Annotated in this window: 18 protein-coding genes; 9 read left to right on the top strand and 9 right to left on the bottom strand. The window is 31.5% G+C overall.

The features are described from left to right. The first annotated feature begins 2 nt into the window (after positions 1 to 2). Positions 3 to 449 (top strand): GNAT family N-acetyltransferase, encoded by a 447-nt coding sequence (locus tag CLV91_RS10370; RefSeq protein ID WP_121067468.1) that lies wholly within the window; start codon positions 3 to 5, stop codon positions 447 to 449. Between the two features lies 1 nt (position 450). On the opposite strand, the gene CLV91_RS10375 is transcribed toward CLV91_RS10370, so the two are convergent. The 4 genes from CLV91_RS10375 to CLV91_RS10390 form a co-directional block, all read right to left on the bottom strand. Continuing rightward, a complete protein-coding gene (locus tag CLV91_RS10375; RefSeq protein ID WP_121067471.1) occupies positions 451 to 1,455 on the bottom strand; it encodes a sugar kinase in 1,005 nt (334 codons plus the stop codon). Between the two features lie 90 nt (positions 1,456 to 1,545). Next, a complete protein-coding gene (gene ligA, locus CLV91_RS10380; RefSeq protein WP_121067474.1) occupies positions 1,546 to 3,543 on the bottom strand; it encodes an NAD-dependent DNA ligase LigA in 1,998 nt (665 codons plus the stop codon). Then, complete coding sequence (gene prmC / locus CLV91_RS10385; protein WP_121067477.1) at positions 3,544 to 4,404, bottom strand: peptide chain release factor N(5)-glutamine methyltransferase; 861 nt, start codon at positions 4,402 to 4,404, stop codon at positions 3,544 to 3,546. Between the two features lie 3 nt (positions 4,405 to 4,407). Next, on the bottom strand, positions 4,408 to 4,893 hold the full coding sequence (locus CLV91_RS10390; RefSeq protein WP_121067480.1) for a GNAT family N-acetyltransferase: 486 nt from the start codon (positions 4,891 to 4,893) through the stop codon (positions 4,408 to 4,410). A gap of 89 nt (positions 4,894 to 4,982) precedes the next feature. Between CLV91_RS10390 and ribD the strand changes: the two genes are divergently transcribed. From ribD to CLV91_RS10410, 4 genes are read left to right on the top strand one after another with little or no spacing between them, the layout of a single operon-like run. Continuing rightward, positions 4,983 to 6,035 (top strand): bifunctional diaminohydroxyphosphoribosylaminopyrimidine deaminase/5-amino-6-(5-phosphoribosylamino)uracil reductase RibD, encoded by a 1,053-nt coding sequence (gene ribD, locus CLV91_RS10395; RefSeq protein ID WP_121067483.1) that lies wholly within the window; start codon positions 4,983 to 4,985, stop codon positions 6,033 to 6,035. After that, a complete protein-coding gene (locus CLV91_RS10400; RefSeq protein ID WP_121067486.1) occupies positions 6,028 to 6,633 on the top strand; it encodes an HAD-IA family hydrolase in 606 nt (201 codons plus the stop codon). Before ribD ends, CLV91_RS10400 begins: the two co-directional genes overlap by 8 nt. Further along, positions 6,633 to 7,496, top strand: a complete 864-nt coding sequence (locus CLV91_RS10405; protein ID WP_121067489.1) for a DMT family transporter — start codon at positions 6,633 to 6,635, stop codon at positions 7,494 to 7,496. The genes CLV91_RS10400 and CLV91_RS10405 overlap by 1 nt, the downstream gene beginning before the upstream one ends. Further along, positions 7,496 to 8,113, top strand: coding sequence for an IMPACT family protein (locus CLV91_RS10410; RefSeq protein ID WP_121067492.1), 618 nt, complete (start codon positions 7,496 to 7,498; stop codon positions 8,111 to 8,113). Before CLV91_RS10405 ends, CLV91_RS10410 begins: the two co-directional genes overlap by 1 nt. 9 nt (positions 8,114 to 8,122) lie before the next feature. Here CLV91_RS10410 and CLV91_RS10415 read toward each other — a convergent pair whose 3' ends face one another. Next, the gene (locus CLV91_RS10415) at positions 8,123 to 8,521 is read right to left on the bottom strand and encodes an acyl-CoA thioesterase (RefSeq protein ID WP_121067495.1); all 399 of its coding nucleotides are present in this window, start codon (positions 8,519 to 8,521) and stop codon (positions 8,123 to 8,125) included. A gap of 210 nt (positions 8,522 to 8,731) precedes the next feature. On the opposite strand from CLV91_RS10415, the gene dnaA reads away from it, so the two are divergent. The 3 genes from dnaA to CLV91_RS10430 are packed head-to-tail and all read left to right on the top strand — an operon-like array spanning position 8,732 to position 11,332. Further along, positions 8,732 to 10,156 carry a chromosomal replication initiator protein DnaA gene (dnaA, locus tag CLV91_RS10420; RefSeq protein WP_121067498.1) on the top strand — a complete coding sequence of 475 codons (1,425 nt, stop codon included), beginning with the start codon at positions 8,732 to 8,734 and terminating at the stop codon, positions 10,154 to 10,156. Between the two features lie 10 nt (positions 10,157 to 10,166). Continuing rightward, the gene (locus tag CLV91_RS10425) at positions 10,167 to 10,616 is read left to right on the top strand and encodes a low molecular weight protein-tyrosine-phosphatase (RefSeq protein ID WP_121067501.1); all 450 of its coding nucleotides are present in this window, start codon (positions 10,167 to 10,169) and stop codon (positions 10,614 to 10,616) included. A gap of 2 nt (positions 10,617 to 10,618) precedes the next feature. Continuing rightward, positions 10,619 to 11,332 (top strand): SAM-dependent methyltransferase, encoded by a 714-nt coding sequence (locus tag CLV91_RS10430; RefSeq protein WP_121067504.1) that lies wholly within the window; start codon positions 10,619 to 10,621, stop codon positions 11,330 to 11,332. Positions 11,333 to 11,392: 60 nt separating this feature from the next. Here CLV91_RS10430 and CLV91_RS10435 read toward each other — a convergent pair whose 3' ends face one another. The 4 genes from CLV91_RS10435 to dapF all read right to left on the bottom strand — a co-directional run bounded on the left by CLV91_RS10435 (position 11,393) and on the right by dapF (position 14,507). After that, positions 11,393 to 12,022, bottom strand: coding sequence for a hypothetical protein (locus CLV91_RS10435; protein WP_121067508.1), 630 nt, complete (start codon positions 12,020 to 12,022; stop codon positions 11,393 to 11,395). A gap of 150 nt (positions 12,023 to 12,172) precedes the next feature. Next, positions 12,173 to 13,216 (bottom strand): endolytic transglycosylase MltG, encoded by a 1,044-nt coding sequence (gene mltG / locus CLV91_RS10440; protein ID WP_121067511.1) that lies wholly within the window; start codon positions 13,214 to 13,216, stop codon positions 12,173 to 12,175. Then, positions 13,207 to 13,737, bottom strand: a complete 531-nt coding sequence (locus CLV91_RS10445; RefSeq protein ID WP_121067514.1) for a GNAT family N-acetyltransferase — start codon at positions 13,735 to 13,737, stop codon at positions 13,207 to 13,209. Before CLV91_RS10445 ends, mltG begins: the two co-directional genes overlap by 10 nt. Then, positions 13,725 to 14,507 (bottom strand): diaminopimelate epimerase, encoded by a 783-nt coding sequence (dapF, locus tag CLV91_RS10450; protein ID WP_121067889.1) that lies wholly within the window; start codon positions 14,505 to 14,507, stop codon positions 13,725 to 13,727. The genes CLV91_RS10445 and dapF overlap by 13 nt, the downstream gene beginning before the upstream one ends. Before the next feature lie 134 nt (positions 14,508 to 14,641). Between dapF and CLV91_RS10455 the strand changes: the two genes are divergently transcribed. Further along, positions 14,642 to 16,036: a S1C family serine protease gene (locus CLV91_RS10455; protein ID WP_121067517.1), complete on the top strand. Its 1,395-nt coding sequence runs from the start codon at positions 14,642 to 14,644 to the stop codon at positions 16,034 to 16,036. Positions 16,037 to 16,099: the final 63 nt, after the last annotated feature.

A 16,099-nucleotide genomic window follows, 5' to 3' on the forward strand; every position in this document is an offset into this window, starting at 1 on the left:
ATATGAAATTAGTAAGAACAACATCTAAAAACAAAGACTTTATTGGTTTAGTAAAAAAACTAGATGCTTATTTAGCTATTACAGATGGCGATGAACATGCTTTCTATAATCAATTTAACTCTATACAGAGTTTAAAATATGTTCTAGTTATTTATCTAAATGATGTTCCTGTAGGTTGCGGTGCTATAAAACCAATAGAAGAATCTTCAATGGAAATAAAAAGAATGTACGTTTCTCCTAAAGCAAGGGAAAAAGGCTTTGCTACTAAAATTCTTAAAGAACTGGAGTCTTGGACAAAAGAACTAAATTACACTTCATGTATTTTAGAAACAGGCATAAGACAAACCGAAGCGGTTGCTTTATACAAAAAATGTAATTACACGATTATTCCTAACTACGGACAGTATATAGGTGTTAAGAACAGTTTGTGTTTTAAGAAAGAAGTTTAGATTACCTTTTTAACCTACCTGTTGTATTTCCTTCCAGAATAGCTTCTACTTCTTTAACTGTAGCAAAATTTACATCCCCTTCATAAGTATGTTTTAAAGCACAAGCCGCACTACCAAATTCCATAGCCTTATAGTCTTCATAATGCTGTAACCCAAAAATTAAACCTGCAGCAAAAGCATCACCAGTCCCTATTCTGTCCACAACATGGGTAATATCTAAATCTTCCGATTCTCTAAATTCTTTTCCATTCCACATTCTAGCCCTAATTTTATGCCAAGAAGAATTTAGTGAGGTTCTAATTTTATCAAACACTTTTTCTATAGATGGATATTTTTCTATTAACAATTTACTAGCTTCAATAAAATCCTCATTGGAATAACCGTAGTCCGTTCCTAGAACTTCATTAATTTCATTAACACCTCCTATAAAAATGGTTGAGTATTCTAATAATTCTGATAAGGTAGATTTTGCATCTTTACCATATTTCCATAAACCACTCCTATAGGTTGGGTCCGCAGTTACTGTTATACCTTTTTTACGTGCTAAGATTAAACCTTCTTTAAGTGTTTCATAAGCCCCTTTACATAATGCAGGTGTAATACCTGTCCAGTGGAACCATGTAGCATCTTTTAATGAGGAATCCCAATCTACCATAGAAGCTTCAATTTCTGAAAAAGAAGAATGTGATCTATTGTATGAAATAGCACTTGGGCGCATTACCGCTCCTACCTCTAAAAAGTAAACTCCCAAAGGCCTACTTGACCTAACAATGGAAGACGTATCTACATCAAACTTATTTAAATAAGAAATAGCAGTGTTTCCAATAAAATCATCAGAAATACAACTTATATGTTTTACTCTGCCTCCAAAATTAGCAATAGAAATCCCTACATTTAATTCTGTTCCTCCAAAATAAAATTCTAACCTGTTAGATTGAATAAATTTTCTATTCCCTGGAGGAGATAAACGCATTAACACTTCTCCGAATGTTACTATTTGACTCATAGCGGTATACTTTATTACGTTACAAAATTAGATAAGAAACAATAGTAAAACTACACAGAAAATCACTAATTATAATACTCTATTGACGAATTAAGAAACTTTTTCAATAAAGTCTTGTTCCGAAATTATAGAAATACCTAATTTTTCTGCTTTTGCCAATTTGCTTGGTCCCATTTTATCACCTGCAACTAAGAATGAAGTTTTAGAAGAAATAGAAGAACCTACTTTACCTCCATTATCTTCTATCATTTTCTTTAAATCATTTCTACTAACCGTTTCAAAAACACCAGAAACCACAAAAGTTTGTCCTTTTAACTTTTCTGTTTGATTTAATAGCTTGTCCGCCGAAATTTCAAACTGCACGCCATATTCTTTTAGCCTATTTACTATTTCTACATTCTTCTCGTTCTGAAAAAATTCTACGACACTCTCCGCTATACGTTGTCCAATTTCATCTACTAAAATTAATTCTTCTACCGTTGCAGCCATTAAGGCATCTATATTTTTATAGGCTTTAGCTAGCTTTTTTGCTACTGTTTCTCCAACAAACCTAATTCCTAAAGCAAACATTACCCTTTCAAAAGGTATTTTTACTGAAGTTGCTACACCAGCAATTAAATTCTCTGCAGACTTTTCTGCCATACGCTCTAAAGGCAGTACATCTTCTTTTGTAAGCGTGTACAAATCCGCGTAGTTGGTAATTAATCCTTCTTTAAAAAGCAACTCTACCGTTTCACCACCAAGACCTTCAATATCCATTGCTTTTCTAGAAATGTAATGCTGAATACGCCCAGTAATTTGTGGTGGACATCCATAATAATTTACACAGTAATGCTTTGCATCTCCTTCTGTTCTAAACAATTCTTCATGACATTCTGGACAATGTGTAATATATTTAGTTGGGACGGAATCTTGTGGTCTTTTTTCTAAATCTACTTTAATAATTTTAGGAATAATCTCCCCTCCTTTTTCTACAAAAACCGTATCTCTCTCCCTAATATCTAGCTTTTCTATCTGATCCGCATTATGCAAAGAAGCTCTCTTTACTGTAGTACCAGCTAAAAGCACCGGTTCTAAATTTGCTACAGGAGTTATTGCTCCCGTACGACCAACTTGGTAGGTAATTTCATTTAAAACCGTAGAAACTTGTTCTGCTTTAAATTTATATGCCATTGCCCATCGCGGAGATTTAGAAGTATATCCTAATTCTTCTTGGTAACGCAAACTATTTACTTTTATAACAACACCATCTGTCTCATAAGGTAGGTCATGTCTATGAATATCCCAATATTCTACAAACTCCATCACCTCCGTAGTGGTTTTACAAAGTTTTGCAATTGTTGGTACTTTAAACCCCCAATCTCTTGCTTTTTCTAACATTTGAAATTGTGAAGTAACTCCTGTATTCTCACCAACAATACCGTATAACAAACAATCTAACGGACGTTGTGCTACCACCGCACTATCTTGCAACTTTAAACTCCCAGAAGCCGTATTTCTAGGATTCATATATGGGTCCTCTCCTGCAGCAATACGCTCTTCGTTCATTTTTTTAAACCCCTCAAAAGGCAAAACAATTTCGCCTCGAATTTCAAATTTTGGAGGATAATCGCCCTTTAACTGTAATGGAACAGATTTTATCGTTTTTACATTTGTCGTAGCTTCATCTCCCTGAAAACCATCGCCACGAGTAACCGCTTGCTTTAGTTTCCCATCTTCGTAAGTTAAACTTATAGATGCTCCGTCATACTTTAATTCGCAGGTAAACTGTACCTCTACGCCTCCTAATACACGCTGTATTCTTTTTTCCCAATCTTCTAAATCTTCTTTAGAATAGGAATTATCTAGAGAATACATGCGGTTTTCGTGTACAATTGTTGCAAAATTTTTGGTAACCTCTCCCCCCACTCTTAACGTTGGTGAAGAAGTATCATAAAACTCCGGATGCTTTTCTTCTAAAACTTGTAGTTCTTTAAGTTTTATATCAAAATCATAATCGGATATAGTAGCATTGTCTAAAACATAATAATTGTAATTATGCTCTCTTAATTCTTTGCGCAAAGCTTCTATTTGTTCTTTTACATTCATTTACTTTATACTTTTTACACCTTTTAACATTCGATCGTTACCAAACATATCTTTTCGAAGTTCAATTTCTGAAAAATTATTTTCTTCCAAAAGAACCTTCATTTCTTTTCCTAAGTATTGATTTATTTCAAAATACAAAAATCCGTCTTCTTCTAAATTTTCTTTTGCAAAAACACCTATAGCTTCATAAAACATAAGTGCCTTATTATCTGGTACATATAAAGCCAAATCTGGTTCGTGTTTTTTTACATTTTCTGCCATTTCCATCTTCTCTAACTCCCTAACATAAGGAGGATTAGATACAATTATATCAAAATCTACTGCAATAGATTTTATTTGTAAAATATCTTCTTTTATAAAGTCAATATTTACACTATTATTGGTAGCATTTTTTTTAGCAATTTGTAACGCTCCTGTAGAAACATCTATAGCATATACCTTTGCTTGTGGTAAATTTTTAGCTAAAGAAATAGCAATACAACCACTGCCAGTACCAATATCTAAAATACGAATTTGTTGATTGCTTCTCTTCTTTACATCTTCTAAAATCCAATATACCAATTCTTCTGTCTCTGGTCTTGGAATTAACACATTAGAATCTACTACAAAATCTAAATCCATAAAATTTGCAGTTCCTAAAATATACTGGATTGGCTCTTGTAATTTTAGTTTACTTAGGGCATTAAATAAAGGTTGCTCCTCTTCTTTTGTAATAGTTAAATTAGGCTCTGTAGCTAATACAAAACGTGGCAATTTTAAATAAAAATCTATTGCTAAATAAAAAAAGCTTTGAATTTCAGTTATAGGATATAGCTCCTTTAACTCTAACTCATAAATATTTTTAATCTCTCGTAATAACATAGACTACAACTCTTTTATCATCCAAACAGGACAAGAATAATGCCCTGTATTTCCCATCTTATCTTCTAAATAGGTAAATCCATTCTTTACATATAATTTCTGAGCAGCTTTCATATATGGCATAGTTTCTAAATAACATTTATCAAAACCATATTCTTTTGCTTTAGTAAGACATACTGCGATCATCTTAGCTCCTAACCCTTTACCTCTTGCCTCTTTTAAAAAATACATTTTTTGAAGCTCACAGACATTACCTTCATGATTTTCCAATTGTGCAATTCCAGCACAACCAATAATAGAACCGCTTAACTCTATTACAAAATAAGTAGCCTTAGGTACACTGTAATTTTCAAACATAGAATTTAAAGCCTTATCAGCATATGCGGTACCAACCTTAGGAACCCCCATTTCTATTAATACTTTACGTATTACTTTTGCTACCTCTACATTGTCTTTCTCCTTTATTTCTCTAATAAATGCTGTATTCATTCCTAATACTCTTAACAACACTATACAATCATTTCATTTCTAAACTTAAAAATTTTAGTTAGAAGAAGTATATGTTCTATTTTTGCGAAGTGAAGATACATGAAAAATACATGTTACGTTGTATTCAACTAGGCAAAAAAGGCTTAGGAAATACTGCTCCCAACCCTATGGTTGGTAGTGTTATTGTTTACAATGATAAAATAATTGGTGAAGGCCACACAAGTGCTTATGGTGGCTCCCACGCCGAAGTAAATGCAATTAACTCGGTTACAGACACCTCCCTATTAAAAGAAGCAACCATATATGTTACTTTAGAACCTTGTTCGCATTACGGAAAAACGCCACCTTGTGCAGATTTAATAATACAAAAACAAATTAAAACGGTTGTTATTGGCACCTTAGACCCTCATGAAAAAGTTGCCGGAAAAGGAATAAAAAGACTAAAAGAAGCTGGTTGTACTGTAATCACTTGTGTTTTAGAAGAAGAATGCAAAGAACACCATAAACGTTTTTTAACTTTTCATGTAAAAAAACGTCCATATATTATTTTAAAATGGGCAGAAACCCTGGACGGTTTTATAGCACCTGAAACCTCTTTAAGAAAGAAAAACCCAGAACCTTTTTGGATTACCAACCCATATTCTAGACAACTAGTACACAAATGGCGCTCCGAAGAACAAGCTATTTTAGTTGGCACAAATACCGCTATACAAGACAATCCAAAATTAGATACAAGAAGTTGGAAAGGAAAAAACCCTATTCGTATTGTTTTAGATAAGAACTTGAAAGTAAATAAAAATTCGTTCTTATTAGATAACACTATTAAAACTATTGTATTTACAGAAAAAAAGGATGCTTCAAAAGCTGGCTTTAATACAACACAGATAGAAGTTCCTTTTGATGGTAGTTTAGCTAATACTATTTGTGATTCTCTTTTTAAATTAAATATAACAAGTGTTATAATTGAAGGTGGCGCTAAAACGTTACAAACTTTTATTGCTTCTAAGCTTTGGGATGAAGCTCGAATTTTTAAAGGAATAAACAACTTTAGTGCAGGAACTAAAGCTCCTATTATTAAAGGAATAAATCTTCAAACTACCCAAATAGATACAGACCAACTAATTTTACTAAAGAATGATTAACAATATTATTTTTGATTTTGGTGATATTTTCATCAATCTAGACAAAGAAGCTATTTTTAAAGAACTAGAAAAGTATGGTTTTAAAACACTAACTCCAGAATTAGACACTCTAGCAAAAGAATATGAACAAGGTTTAGTAACCACTAAAGACTTTACAGCTAAACTACTAACCATATTTCCTTCTGCTAATGAAGACCAAATAACAAAAGCCTGGAATTCTATTTTATTAGACTTTCCTTTATACAGGTTAAACTTTATAGAAGAACTTGCGCAAGAAAAAAATTATCGCCTTTTCTTATTAAGTAACACCAATGAACTTCATATATCTCATGTAATAAAAACAATGGGAGAAAAAAATTACAACCGATTTAAAAATTGTTTTGAAAAATTTTATCTTTCTCATGAAATACAATTACGTAAACCAAATGCAACTATTTACGAGTTTGTTTTAGAACAAAATAATCTGAAAGCAGAAGAAACTTTTTTTATTGATGATACTAAAGAAAATACCGATGCCGCAGAAAAATTAGGGATTACATGTTGGAATTTACTTGTTGGCTCTGACGACATTATTAATATAAAAACCAAATTACCTTAATGTTAAATCTATGTTTAAGCATTTTATTTTCTAGTTTAATATTTGTCATATTTAAACTATTTAGCATTTATAAGGTTCAGACATTATATGCTATTATAACAAATTATGTTGTTGCCTGCAGTGTTGGCCTTTTTCTATATAAAGAATCGGTCACCATTTCTTCTGTGATAGAAAAACCTTGGTTTTTAGGCACCTTAATTCTAGGGGGCTTATTTATTGTAGTTTTTAACCTAATGGCTGCTACCGCTCAAAAAGTGGGGGTATCTGTAGCATCTGTAGCAACAAAAATGTCTTTTGTTATACCTGCAATAATTGGTGTAATTGCTTATAAGGAACACTTAGGTGTTTTCAAAGTAATAGGTATATTTTTGGCAATGGGAGCGGTTTACTTTGCCTCTATAAAAGAGAGCAATACTAAAATTAATTTTTCAGTTTTATTATTGCCTGCACTTGTTTTTTTTGGTTCTGGTATTATTGACACTACTATTAACTTTTTTCAAAAAGAACATGTTACTCCTTCAGAATTTCCTCTTTTCTCTGCTATGATTTTTGGCTCTGCAGCTGTAATTGGTGTGTTTTTTATTTTAATACAATCCCCAAAGAAACCTCTAAAAATAAATTTTAAAAATAGTATTGGAGGTGTTGTTTTAGGTATCCCAAATTATTTTTCTGTTTTTTTCCTTCTAAAAGCACTAAACAATCCAGAGTTTAATAGCGCATCTATATTTACTCTTAACAATGTTGCAGTAGTTATGTTTTCTACACTGCTAGGTATATTACTTTTTAAAGAAAAGATTAGCACAAAAAATTGGGGAGGTATTGCTTTAGCAGTTATTAGTATACTTTTAGTAGCTTTAGCGTAATGCAAATAGAAAAAGACACATATAAAACTGTTTTAAAACCTTCTAATGAAGTTCTTTTTAAAGAAAAGAAAAGCAAATTTTATAGCTATGTATTTCCTATTCAAAAAGAAGAAGATGCAAAACCAATTATAGAAGAGCTTCGTAAAAAACACCACACTGCTAATCATGTATGTTACGCATGGCAGTTAGGAGTAGAAAAAGTAAACTATAGAGCAAATGATGATGGTGAACCCAATAATTCTGCAGGAATGCCAATCTACGGGCAAATAAAATCTTTTAATGTAACAAATGTACTTATAGCTGTAGTCAGAATCTTTGGAGGCACCAAATTGGGTGTTGGTGGCTTAATAAGCGCTTATAGAAACTCTGCAGAATTAGCTTTAAATGAAGCCAAAATTGTAGAGCAAATACTAACAAATACTTTTGAAATTACTTTTGATTATAAAGAAATGGATAAAGTAATGCGAATAATAAAGCAAAACCAATTACAAATAGTGTCTCAAAAAATGGAAATGAACTGTTCCATACATTTTTCAGTTCGTAAAAAAGATTCCAATAAAATTGAAACTATTTTTAAAGCAAACCACGAAATAAAAATTAAAAAAATTAGCCTCTAATATTTTCTACTAAAACCCAATTTTATCAAGAATATATTTTGGACATCGCATTGGTTTCATTTTTTCTTTATCCATAAAAACCAAAACTACATTCGCTTTGGCCAAAATTTCTTTCTTTTCATTATAAATTTCAAAGTCAAATTCAATTCTGACCGAGGGTTTTCCCTTCAAAATTGTACGTACAGTAATTAAATCATCATACAGTGCAGATTTCTTAAAAAAGGTTTGCAAAGATATTACTGGCAGCATTATTCCGTTTTTTTCCATACTACTGTAAGAAATCCCCTTATTTCTTAACCATTCTACCCTACCCATCTCTAGGTATTGAGCATAATTGCCATGATACACAACACCCATCTGGTCGGTCTCTGCGTATCTAACCCTAAAAGAAATTTCATTAAAATCCATATTATATCAAGTAAATATTATATATTTAAAAGCTTTGTTTGTACGTTCCACGAACATGAGAAAAAAATATCTAAAATTCAATAAAATTTCATTTTTTTATTAGATAATTTGTTCACATATTTGCTCTACTATAAACAGAATACTAATAACCAATTTTTGCACTAATTCATTATTTTTTTTTGCAAAAACCAAAACAAGAGAACTTTAAGAATGAATGTTACTGCTAATTCCGTTTGGAACAATTGTCTGGCCTTTATCAAAGATAATATCCAACCGCAGGCATTTAAAACATGGTTTGACCCCATTAAACCTATTAAACTATCTGAAAACGCTTTAAGTGTTCAAGTTCCAAGTAAATTTTTTTACGAGTGGCTAGAAGAGCATTATGTAAAACTACTTAAAGTTGCTCTTACAAAAGAGTTAGGAGAAACTGCAAAATTGGTTTACATTATTCGTATGGAAAATACCTACGGTAATAAAGAACCTTTTACAGAAAAAATTCCAAGTTCTAATCGAGGTAATTTAGCATCACAAGAATTAGATGTACCCATTAAATCTAAAAATCCAGAACTAAGAAATCCTTTTGTAATTCCTGGTATCAGAAATATTAAAATTGAATCTCAATTAAATCCAAATTATAATTTTGATAATTTTTTAGAAGGAGATTCTAACCGCTTAGCACGTTCTGCTGGCATGGCTGTTGCCAATAAACCAGGCGGAACTTCTTTTAACCCGCTTTTAGTATTTGGAGGAGTTGGTTTAGGAAAAACACATTTAGCACATGCAATTGGTGTAGAAATAAAAGACAAATACCCTGAAAGGACTGTTTTATATATTTCTGCAGAGAAGTTTACACAACAATATATAGAATCTGTAAAAAAGAACACAAGAAATGACTTTATTCATTTTTATCAATTAATTGATGTTTTAATTATAGATGATGTACAATTCTTATCTGGTAAGTCCGGAACACAAGATGTATTCTTTCATATTTTTAACCACTTACACCAAAACGGAAAACAAGTTATATTAACCTCTGACAAGGCTCCTGTAGACATGCAGGATATTGAACAACGGTTACTTTCTCGTTTTAAATGGGGATTATCAGCAGAATTACAAAATCCAGATTACGAAACAAGAATTTCTATCTTAAAAAATAAACTATACAGAGATGGTGTAGAAATGCCAAATGATATAGTAGAGTATGTTGCCAAACATATAAAATCTAACATTAGAGAACTTGAAGGAGCTATCATCTCTCTTATAGCACAATCTTCTTTTAACAAGAAAGAAGTTACTGTAGAACTTGCCCAACAAGTTGTAGAAAAATTTGTTAAGAATACGAAACGAGAAGTATCTATAGATTATATTCAAAAAGTTGTATCGGATTATTTTGAAATGGATGTAGCAACACTACAATCTAAAACTAGAAAAAGACACATTGTACAAGCAAGACAATTAGCTATGTTTTTTGCAAAAAAATTCACTAAAGCCTCTCTTGCAAGTATTGGATCTCAAATAGGAAAAAGAGACCACGCCACAGTATTACACGCTTGTAAAACAGTAGACAATCTTGCTGAAACAGATAAACAATTTCGTAAATACATAGACGATTTAACTAAAAAATTATCCTAATACTATTGCTATGAAAACCAGAATACTAATGGTTTGCCTAGGAAATATTTGTAGGTCTCCATTAGCAGAAGGCATTTTAAAAAGCAAAGTAGATTCTAACAAAATACTTGTAGATTCTGCTGGAACAGCGGGGTATCACGTTGGTAATATGCCCGATATTCGTTCTATTGCTGTAGCTCAAAAATATGGTATAGATATACACCAACAAAAATGCAGAAAGTTTACCTCTAAAGATTTTAATGCTTTTGACATAATATATGCTATGGATAATAGCAACTATTCTAACATTATAGCTCTAGCAAAAAACAAAGAAGACATTTCTAAAGTAAAACTTTTACTTTCTGAAATAACTATAGAAACAAAAGAAGTTCCAGACCCATACTACGATAAAGACGAAGGTTTTGAAATAGTTTTTCAATTAATAGACAAGGCTTGCGAAGCAATTGCTAAAAAATTATAACCATGGAAAACGAAAAAGGAAAATTATATTTAATACCAACAACTTTAGGAGACAATGAACCTTTAGAAGTTTTACCAATATCTATAAAACAAACCATAGAAAGTATAGATCACTATATTGTTGAAAATGAAAAAACAGCAAGGCGATTTATAAAAAAAATTAGTCCAAGAAAGTCCCAACCTAATTTAGAATTAAGCCTTTTAAACAAATTTACAGAAGCCCAAGAAATACCAACTTTTCTTGAACCATGTTTAGATGGAATTAATGTTGGCATACTATCTGAAGCTGGTTGCCCAGGAATAGCAGACCCTGGAGCCGATGTTGTAAAAATTGCGCATCAAAAAAACATCCAAGTAGTACCTCTTGTTGGCCCTTCTTCTATATTACTTGCACTAATGGCCAGTGGCTTTAACGGTCAAAATTTTGCTTTTAACGGCTATTTACCAATTGACAATTCAGAAAGAAAAAAAACAATAAAAGGTTTAGAAAAAAAATCTAGAGAGGCACAACAACCTCAAATCTTTATAGAAACCCCCTACAGAAATGATAAAATGTTGCAAGAATTAATTAAAACACTTGCAGAAGGCACACATTTATGTGTTGCTTGTGATATTACATTACCAACAGAATATATTGCTACAAAAAAAATAGTTGATTGGTCCAGAACTAAAGTAGACCTACACAAAAGACCAGCCATTTTTATTATTCAGGCATAAAAAAAAGCCTTGACCATTCTAACTGTCAAGGCTAACCATTTTCATAATAAACTTACTCTTCTATATTTTTGGGTTCCTCTTAGGAGATACATAAGAAATATCATAACCCGAAAACTTTTTTAAATACTTTGAAACAGTAGACCCATAAGCATCTGCTACATTATGACTTCCATAAGAACGCAAATACTTTTGAACATTACCCGCACCTGCTAAATGAGCAGCAGCTAACATTCCTGACTCTGTTACAACAATACCACCAATTTTTTTACCTACAAAACGCCGAATATCTCTTCTAAGAATCCATTTGTTTCTAGATACGTTCGTATAAAAAACTCTTTCTTGTAAAACAGGATCGTTTAAAAAAATTGTTGGATTATAAACCCCCATTAACTCCAATGTTTCTACACCAAACTGGTATTTGCCCAAATACCCTAAAGTATTTGTTACAAAATAATTACCTTGAGATTCTTTAAACGCCAAGGCTTCTTTAAAACCAATATAAGAGCTTCCTAAAAAAGGAGGCACTATAACTAGGTTTGTAAAGTAAGTTTTGTTTTTGGGAAACAAAACCTTAGTAGGTTCTTTTACTTTTAAAGTTTCTGGAACTGTAACTTCCTGGGTTTTAAAACCAAAACTTATAAAAATAAACATCACGATAAGAGGACTACTCACGTATATCCATCTTCTCATATAATTGTTTTCTTAAGACTTACCTCTTCCTAAAAAGTGTGCTTAAATTTCTGAGGGAGCAAAGTTAGAACTAAATTGTTCTCTAATTTTAGAAAGTTTTGTTAAAACTATACAATTTCAGTTAACAGGTCAAAAAAATAAGATAACTTACTATCTATTTATCTTTTTGGAATTAATCCAACGGATGTATTGTTCTTTATTTCGGTTGTGTTGCGCAAGTGTTTTAGCAAATTTATGATACCCAAAATTCTCCACGTTTGCTACAAAATATATATAATTATGTTTTTCTGAGTTCAAAACTGCATCTATCGCAGAAATATCTGGCATTGCAATTGGCCCAGGAGGTAAACCACCATATTTATAGGTATTATAAGGGGAATCTAACTCCAAATCCTTATACAAAACCCTCTTAATTACCTTATTAAAGTCTCCCGTATGTTTTTTTATTGCATAAATTACTGTAGGATCAGCCTGCAATAAAATACCTTTTCTCAACCTATTTAAATAGACCCCTGCCACTCTAGGACGCTCCTCTACTTTAGCAGTTTCTTTATGAACAACAGAAGCTAATGTTACCACCTCTTTATCTGTTAAACCAATAGTTTTTGCTTTGGCTAACCTATCTTCATTCCAAAAACGCCTGTATTCCTTTAACATTCTATTACGAAAACCTTCTGCAGAAATGTTCCAGAAAAATTCATAGCTATTAGGAATATACATTGCAAGCTCGGTATTTTTATTAAAACCGTTTTCCTTTAAAAAATTTATATCCGTAAAAGCTTTTAACAAACTAATACTATCTGGTTCTATTTGAGATGCTATTCTACCTGCTAAATTTTCTATAGTTTCTTGGTTATTAAAAGCAACCTTAACAGGAGTATTACCACTTCTAAGAATCCCAATAATTTCATTATTATTCATTCCTTTTTTTAAAACATATTTACCTGCTTTAATATTAGAAGTGTATTTTTTACGGTCCGCAGCAGATTTAAACGAAGAAAAGTCCTTTACTAAAGGCTCTAAAATATTTTCTAAATCTCCAACACTAGAGTTTGTAGGAATATAAACATATGCTTTGTCATTATTAAAATTTGTATTAGGTGTAAAAAAAGCACCATACACCATATAAGCAAATGCTCCGCCAGCTATTAAACCTATAAAGACAATTGCTAATACTATTTTTTTTATATACATGTATTAAATTTTTGAAATAAAATTTCATTTTTAAAATTACCTCCAGACAAAATCCAATCTTTTTTTACTCCTATTTGTTTAAAACCTATTTTTTTAAATAAATGTATGCTTGCCAAATTATCTTCTAAAACGTTGGCATAAACTTGATGCAATCCTAAAGTAGAAAAAGCGTAGCTACATAAAACACTTACTGCATCAAAACCCACCCCTTTATTACGTTCTTCTTCATTTAATATTACAATACCTAAACCTGCTCGTTTATTTTTAGGATCAAAATCAAATAAATCTATTAAACCAATAACAGTGCCATTAGCAGAACAAACACACAACCTAAGCTGCTTTACTTCATAAATATCTTTATAAGCATTTTCTAAATACAGTCTTAAAACCTGTTTGGAATATGGGGTAATAGTGCCACTTATTTCCCATAAATCGGTGTTATTTTCTAAAGTATATAAAAAATCCAAATCGCTCATTTCAAGAGCCCTTAAATATACTTGCTCTCCTTTTAAATGTTGCATACTATTTCTCCTTTATAAACTTGTTTAGCATCTCCAATTAAAAAAACATCAGAATACATAGCATCATTTACAGAAAATTTCACTTCTAAATTACCACCTAAAACATTTATAAAAACATGATTAGATTTTACCTTGCCAGATTTATGCATAGCTATCGCCGCTGCAGTAACGCCAGTTCCACAAGAAAGTGTTTCATCTTCTACTCCTCTTTCATAAGTTCTAACTGCAAACACATTTTCTTTTACAGATTCTACAAAATTTATATTACTCCCTGCCTCTCCATATAAACCGTATCGCAACTTTTTACCTTCTTCTTTTACACGAAACTCAGAAAGATTAACCACCTCTTGTACATGATGTGGTGAACCTGTATTTAAAAACATGGCATTAGGCTTTGTTTTAATTTCATCAACATCTAACATTTGTAAACTAACCAAACTACCTTCTATAATTGCATTATGCAAACCATCTACGGCATTAAATGTTGTTTCTTTTTTAAAAACATTTAAAAATTCTGCAAAAGCCACTATACACCTACCTCCATTACCACACATGGTACTTTCATTTCCGTCAGAATTATAATAAACCATTTTAAAGTCTACAGCAGTATCCTTTTCTAACAATATAAGTCCGTCTGCACCAACACCAAATCTTCTATCACACAAAAAAGCAACCAATTTTGTATTGTCTTTAGGAAATTTTAAATCCCTATTATCAATCATTACAAAATCATTTCCTGTACCTTGGTATTTATAAAAAGTAATATCCATTTTATCCATAATTAAAACAAAGATAAAACATTATTAAGATTTTTTTAGCAGTTAAAAACACGTTAAAGAAACTAAATGAACTATAAAAACTATTAATTTTACAATAGAATACTATTAGAATTAAATTATATAAAATGAAAAAAATTAGCAGCCTATTGTTAGTAGCAGTTTTTGCTGGTGCATTTACGCTTGGAGCTTACAAGCTTTTTTTTGAAAACACCAATTACAAAGTAGTTACCCAAGAAGGAGAAAACACTACTTTTAAAACAAACTACACCCCAACCTCTCCAAAAGGAGCTGGTATAAATGAGTTAGATTTTACAACTGCAGCAGAAACAACTGTTAACGCTGTAGTACACGTAAAAAATGTAACTTTAAGTTCTGGACCAACCAATATTATGGAGTTTTTCTATGGCTCAAAATCTAGTCAAACTCCGCAAGTAGGAACTGGCTCTGGAGTTATAATTTCTTCGGATGGATATATTGTAACAAATAACCATGTTATAGATAAAGCAAACAAACTACAAGTTACTTTAAACAATAACAAAACATATGATGCGGAATTAATTGGAACTGACCCAAATACAGATATAGCATTACTTAAGATTGATGCTAAAAAACATTTACCATATTTAGCATTTGGAGATTCTGATAATGTAAAAATTGGAGAATGGGTTCTTGCTGTAGGAAACCCTTTTAACCTTACCTCTACTGTAACTGCTGGAATTGTAAGTGCTAAAGCTAGGGCACTTGGACAAATAGACCAATCTTTTATACAAACTGATGCCGCAGTAAACCCAGGAAACAGCGGTGGAGCATTAGTAAACACTAATGGAGATTTGGTTGGCATAAACACAGCAATAACCTCACAAACAGGTTCTTATGTGGGGTACTCTTTTGCTGTTCCAAGTAATATTGCAAAAAAAGTAGTAGAAGATATTATGGAGTACGGTAACGTTCTTAAAGGAATTATTGGTATTACCACTCCGCATATGAATTCTCCCTACGCTATTGAAAATGGAATAAATGAAATTGAAGGAGTTTATGTAGATGGTGTTACCTCTGGCTCTGGAGCAGAAGATGCAGAAATACAGTCTGGTGATATAATAAAAAAAATAGACGATATAAAGGTTAAGAAATTTGCAGACCTTACAGGGTATATATCCGCAAAAAGACCTGGAGATGAAGTTATTTTAACCTTAGACAGAGATAATGAAGTTTTAGAAATACCAGTAACATTAAAAGAAAGACAAACCCTTATTGTTCCTGTTATGGGCATTGAAATTAAAAATTTAACCGAAGAGGATATGAAAAATTTTAACACAAAAACTGGTGTTAAAATTATTGGAGTTCCAGAAACCTATAGAGGGTATGGTTTATATGGTAAAATATTATTATCTGTTGACGATGAAAAAATAAACAATATTCAAGAAGCAAAAACACTTTTTGGACGCATCTCCAGATATGGAAAAACTAGTATTACCATGTTAAATAGTAAAGGAGAAAGAGAACGTCTAATTTTTCAGTAAATAAACTCCATTAAAAAATAAAAAAAGCACCTTATTTTAAGGTGCTTTTTTTATTTCATTTTT

The sequence above is a fragment of the Maribacter vaceletii genome (genome assembly GCF_003634105.1).
GTDB lineage: Bacteria > Bacteroidota > Bacteroidia > Flavobacteriales > Flavobacteriaceae > Maribacter_B > Maribacter_B vaceletii.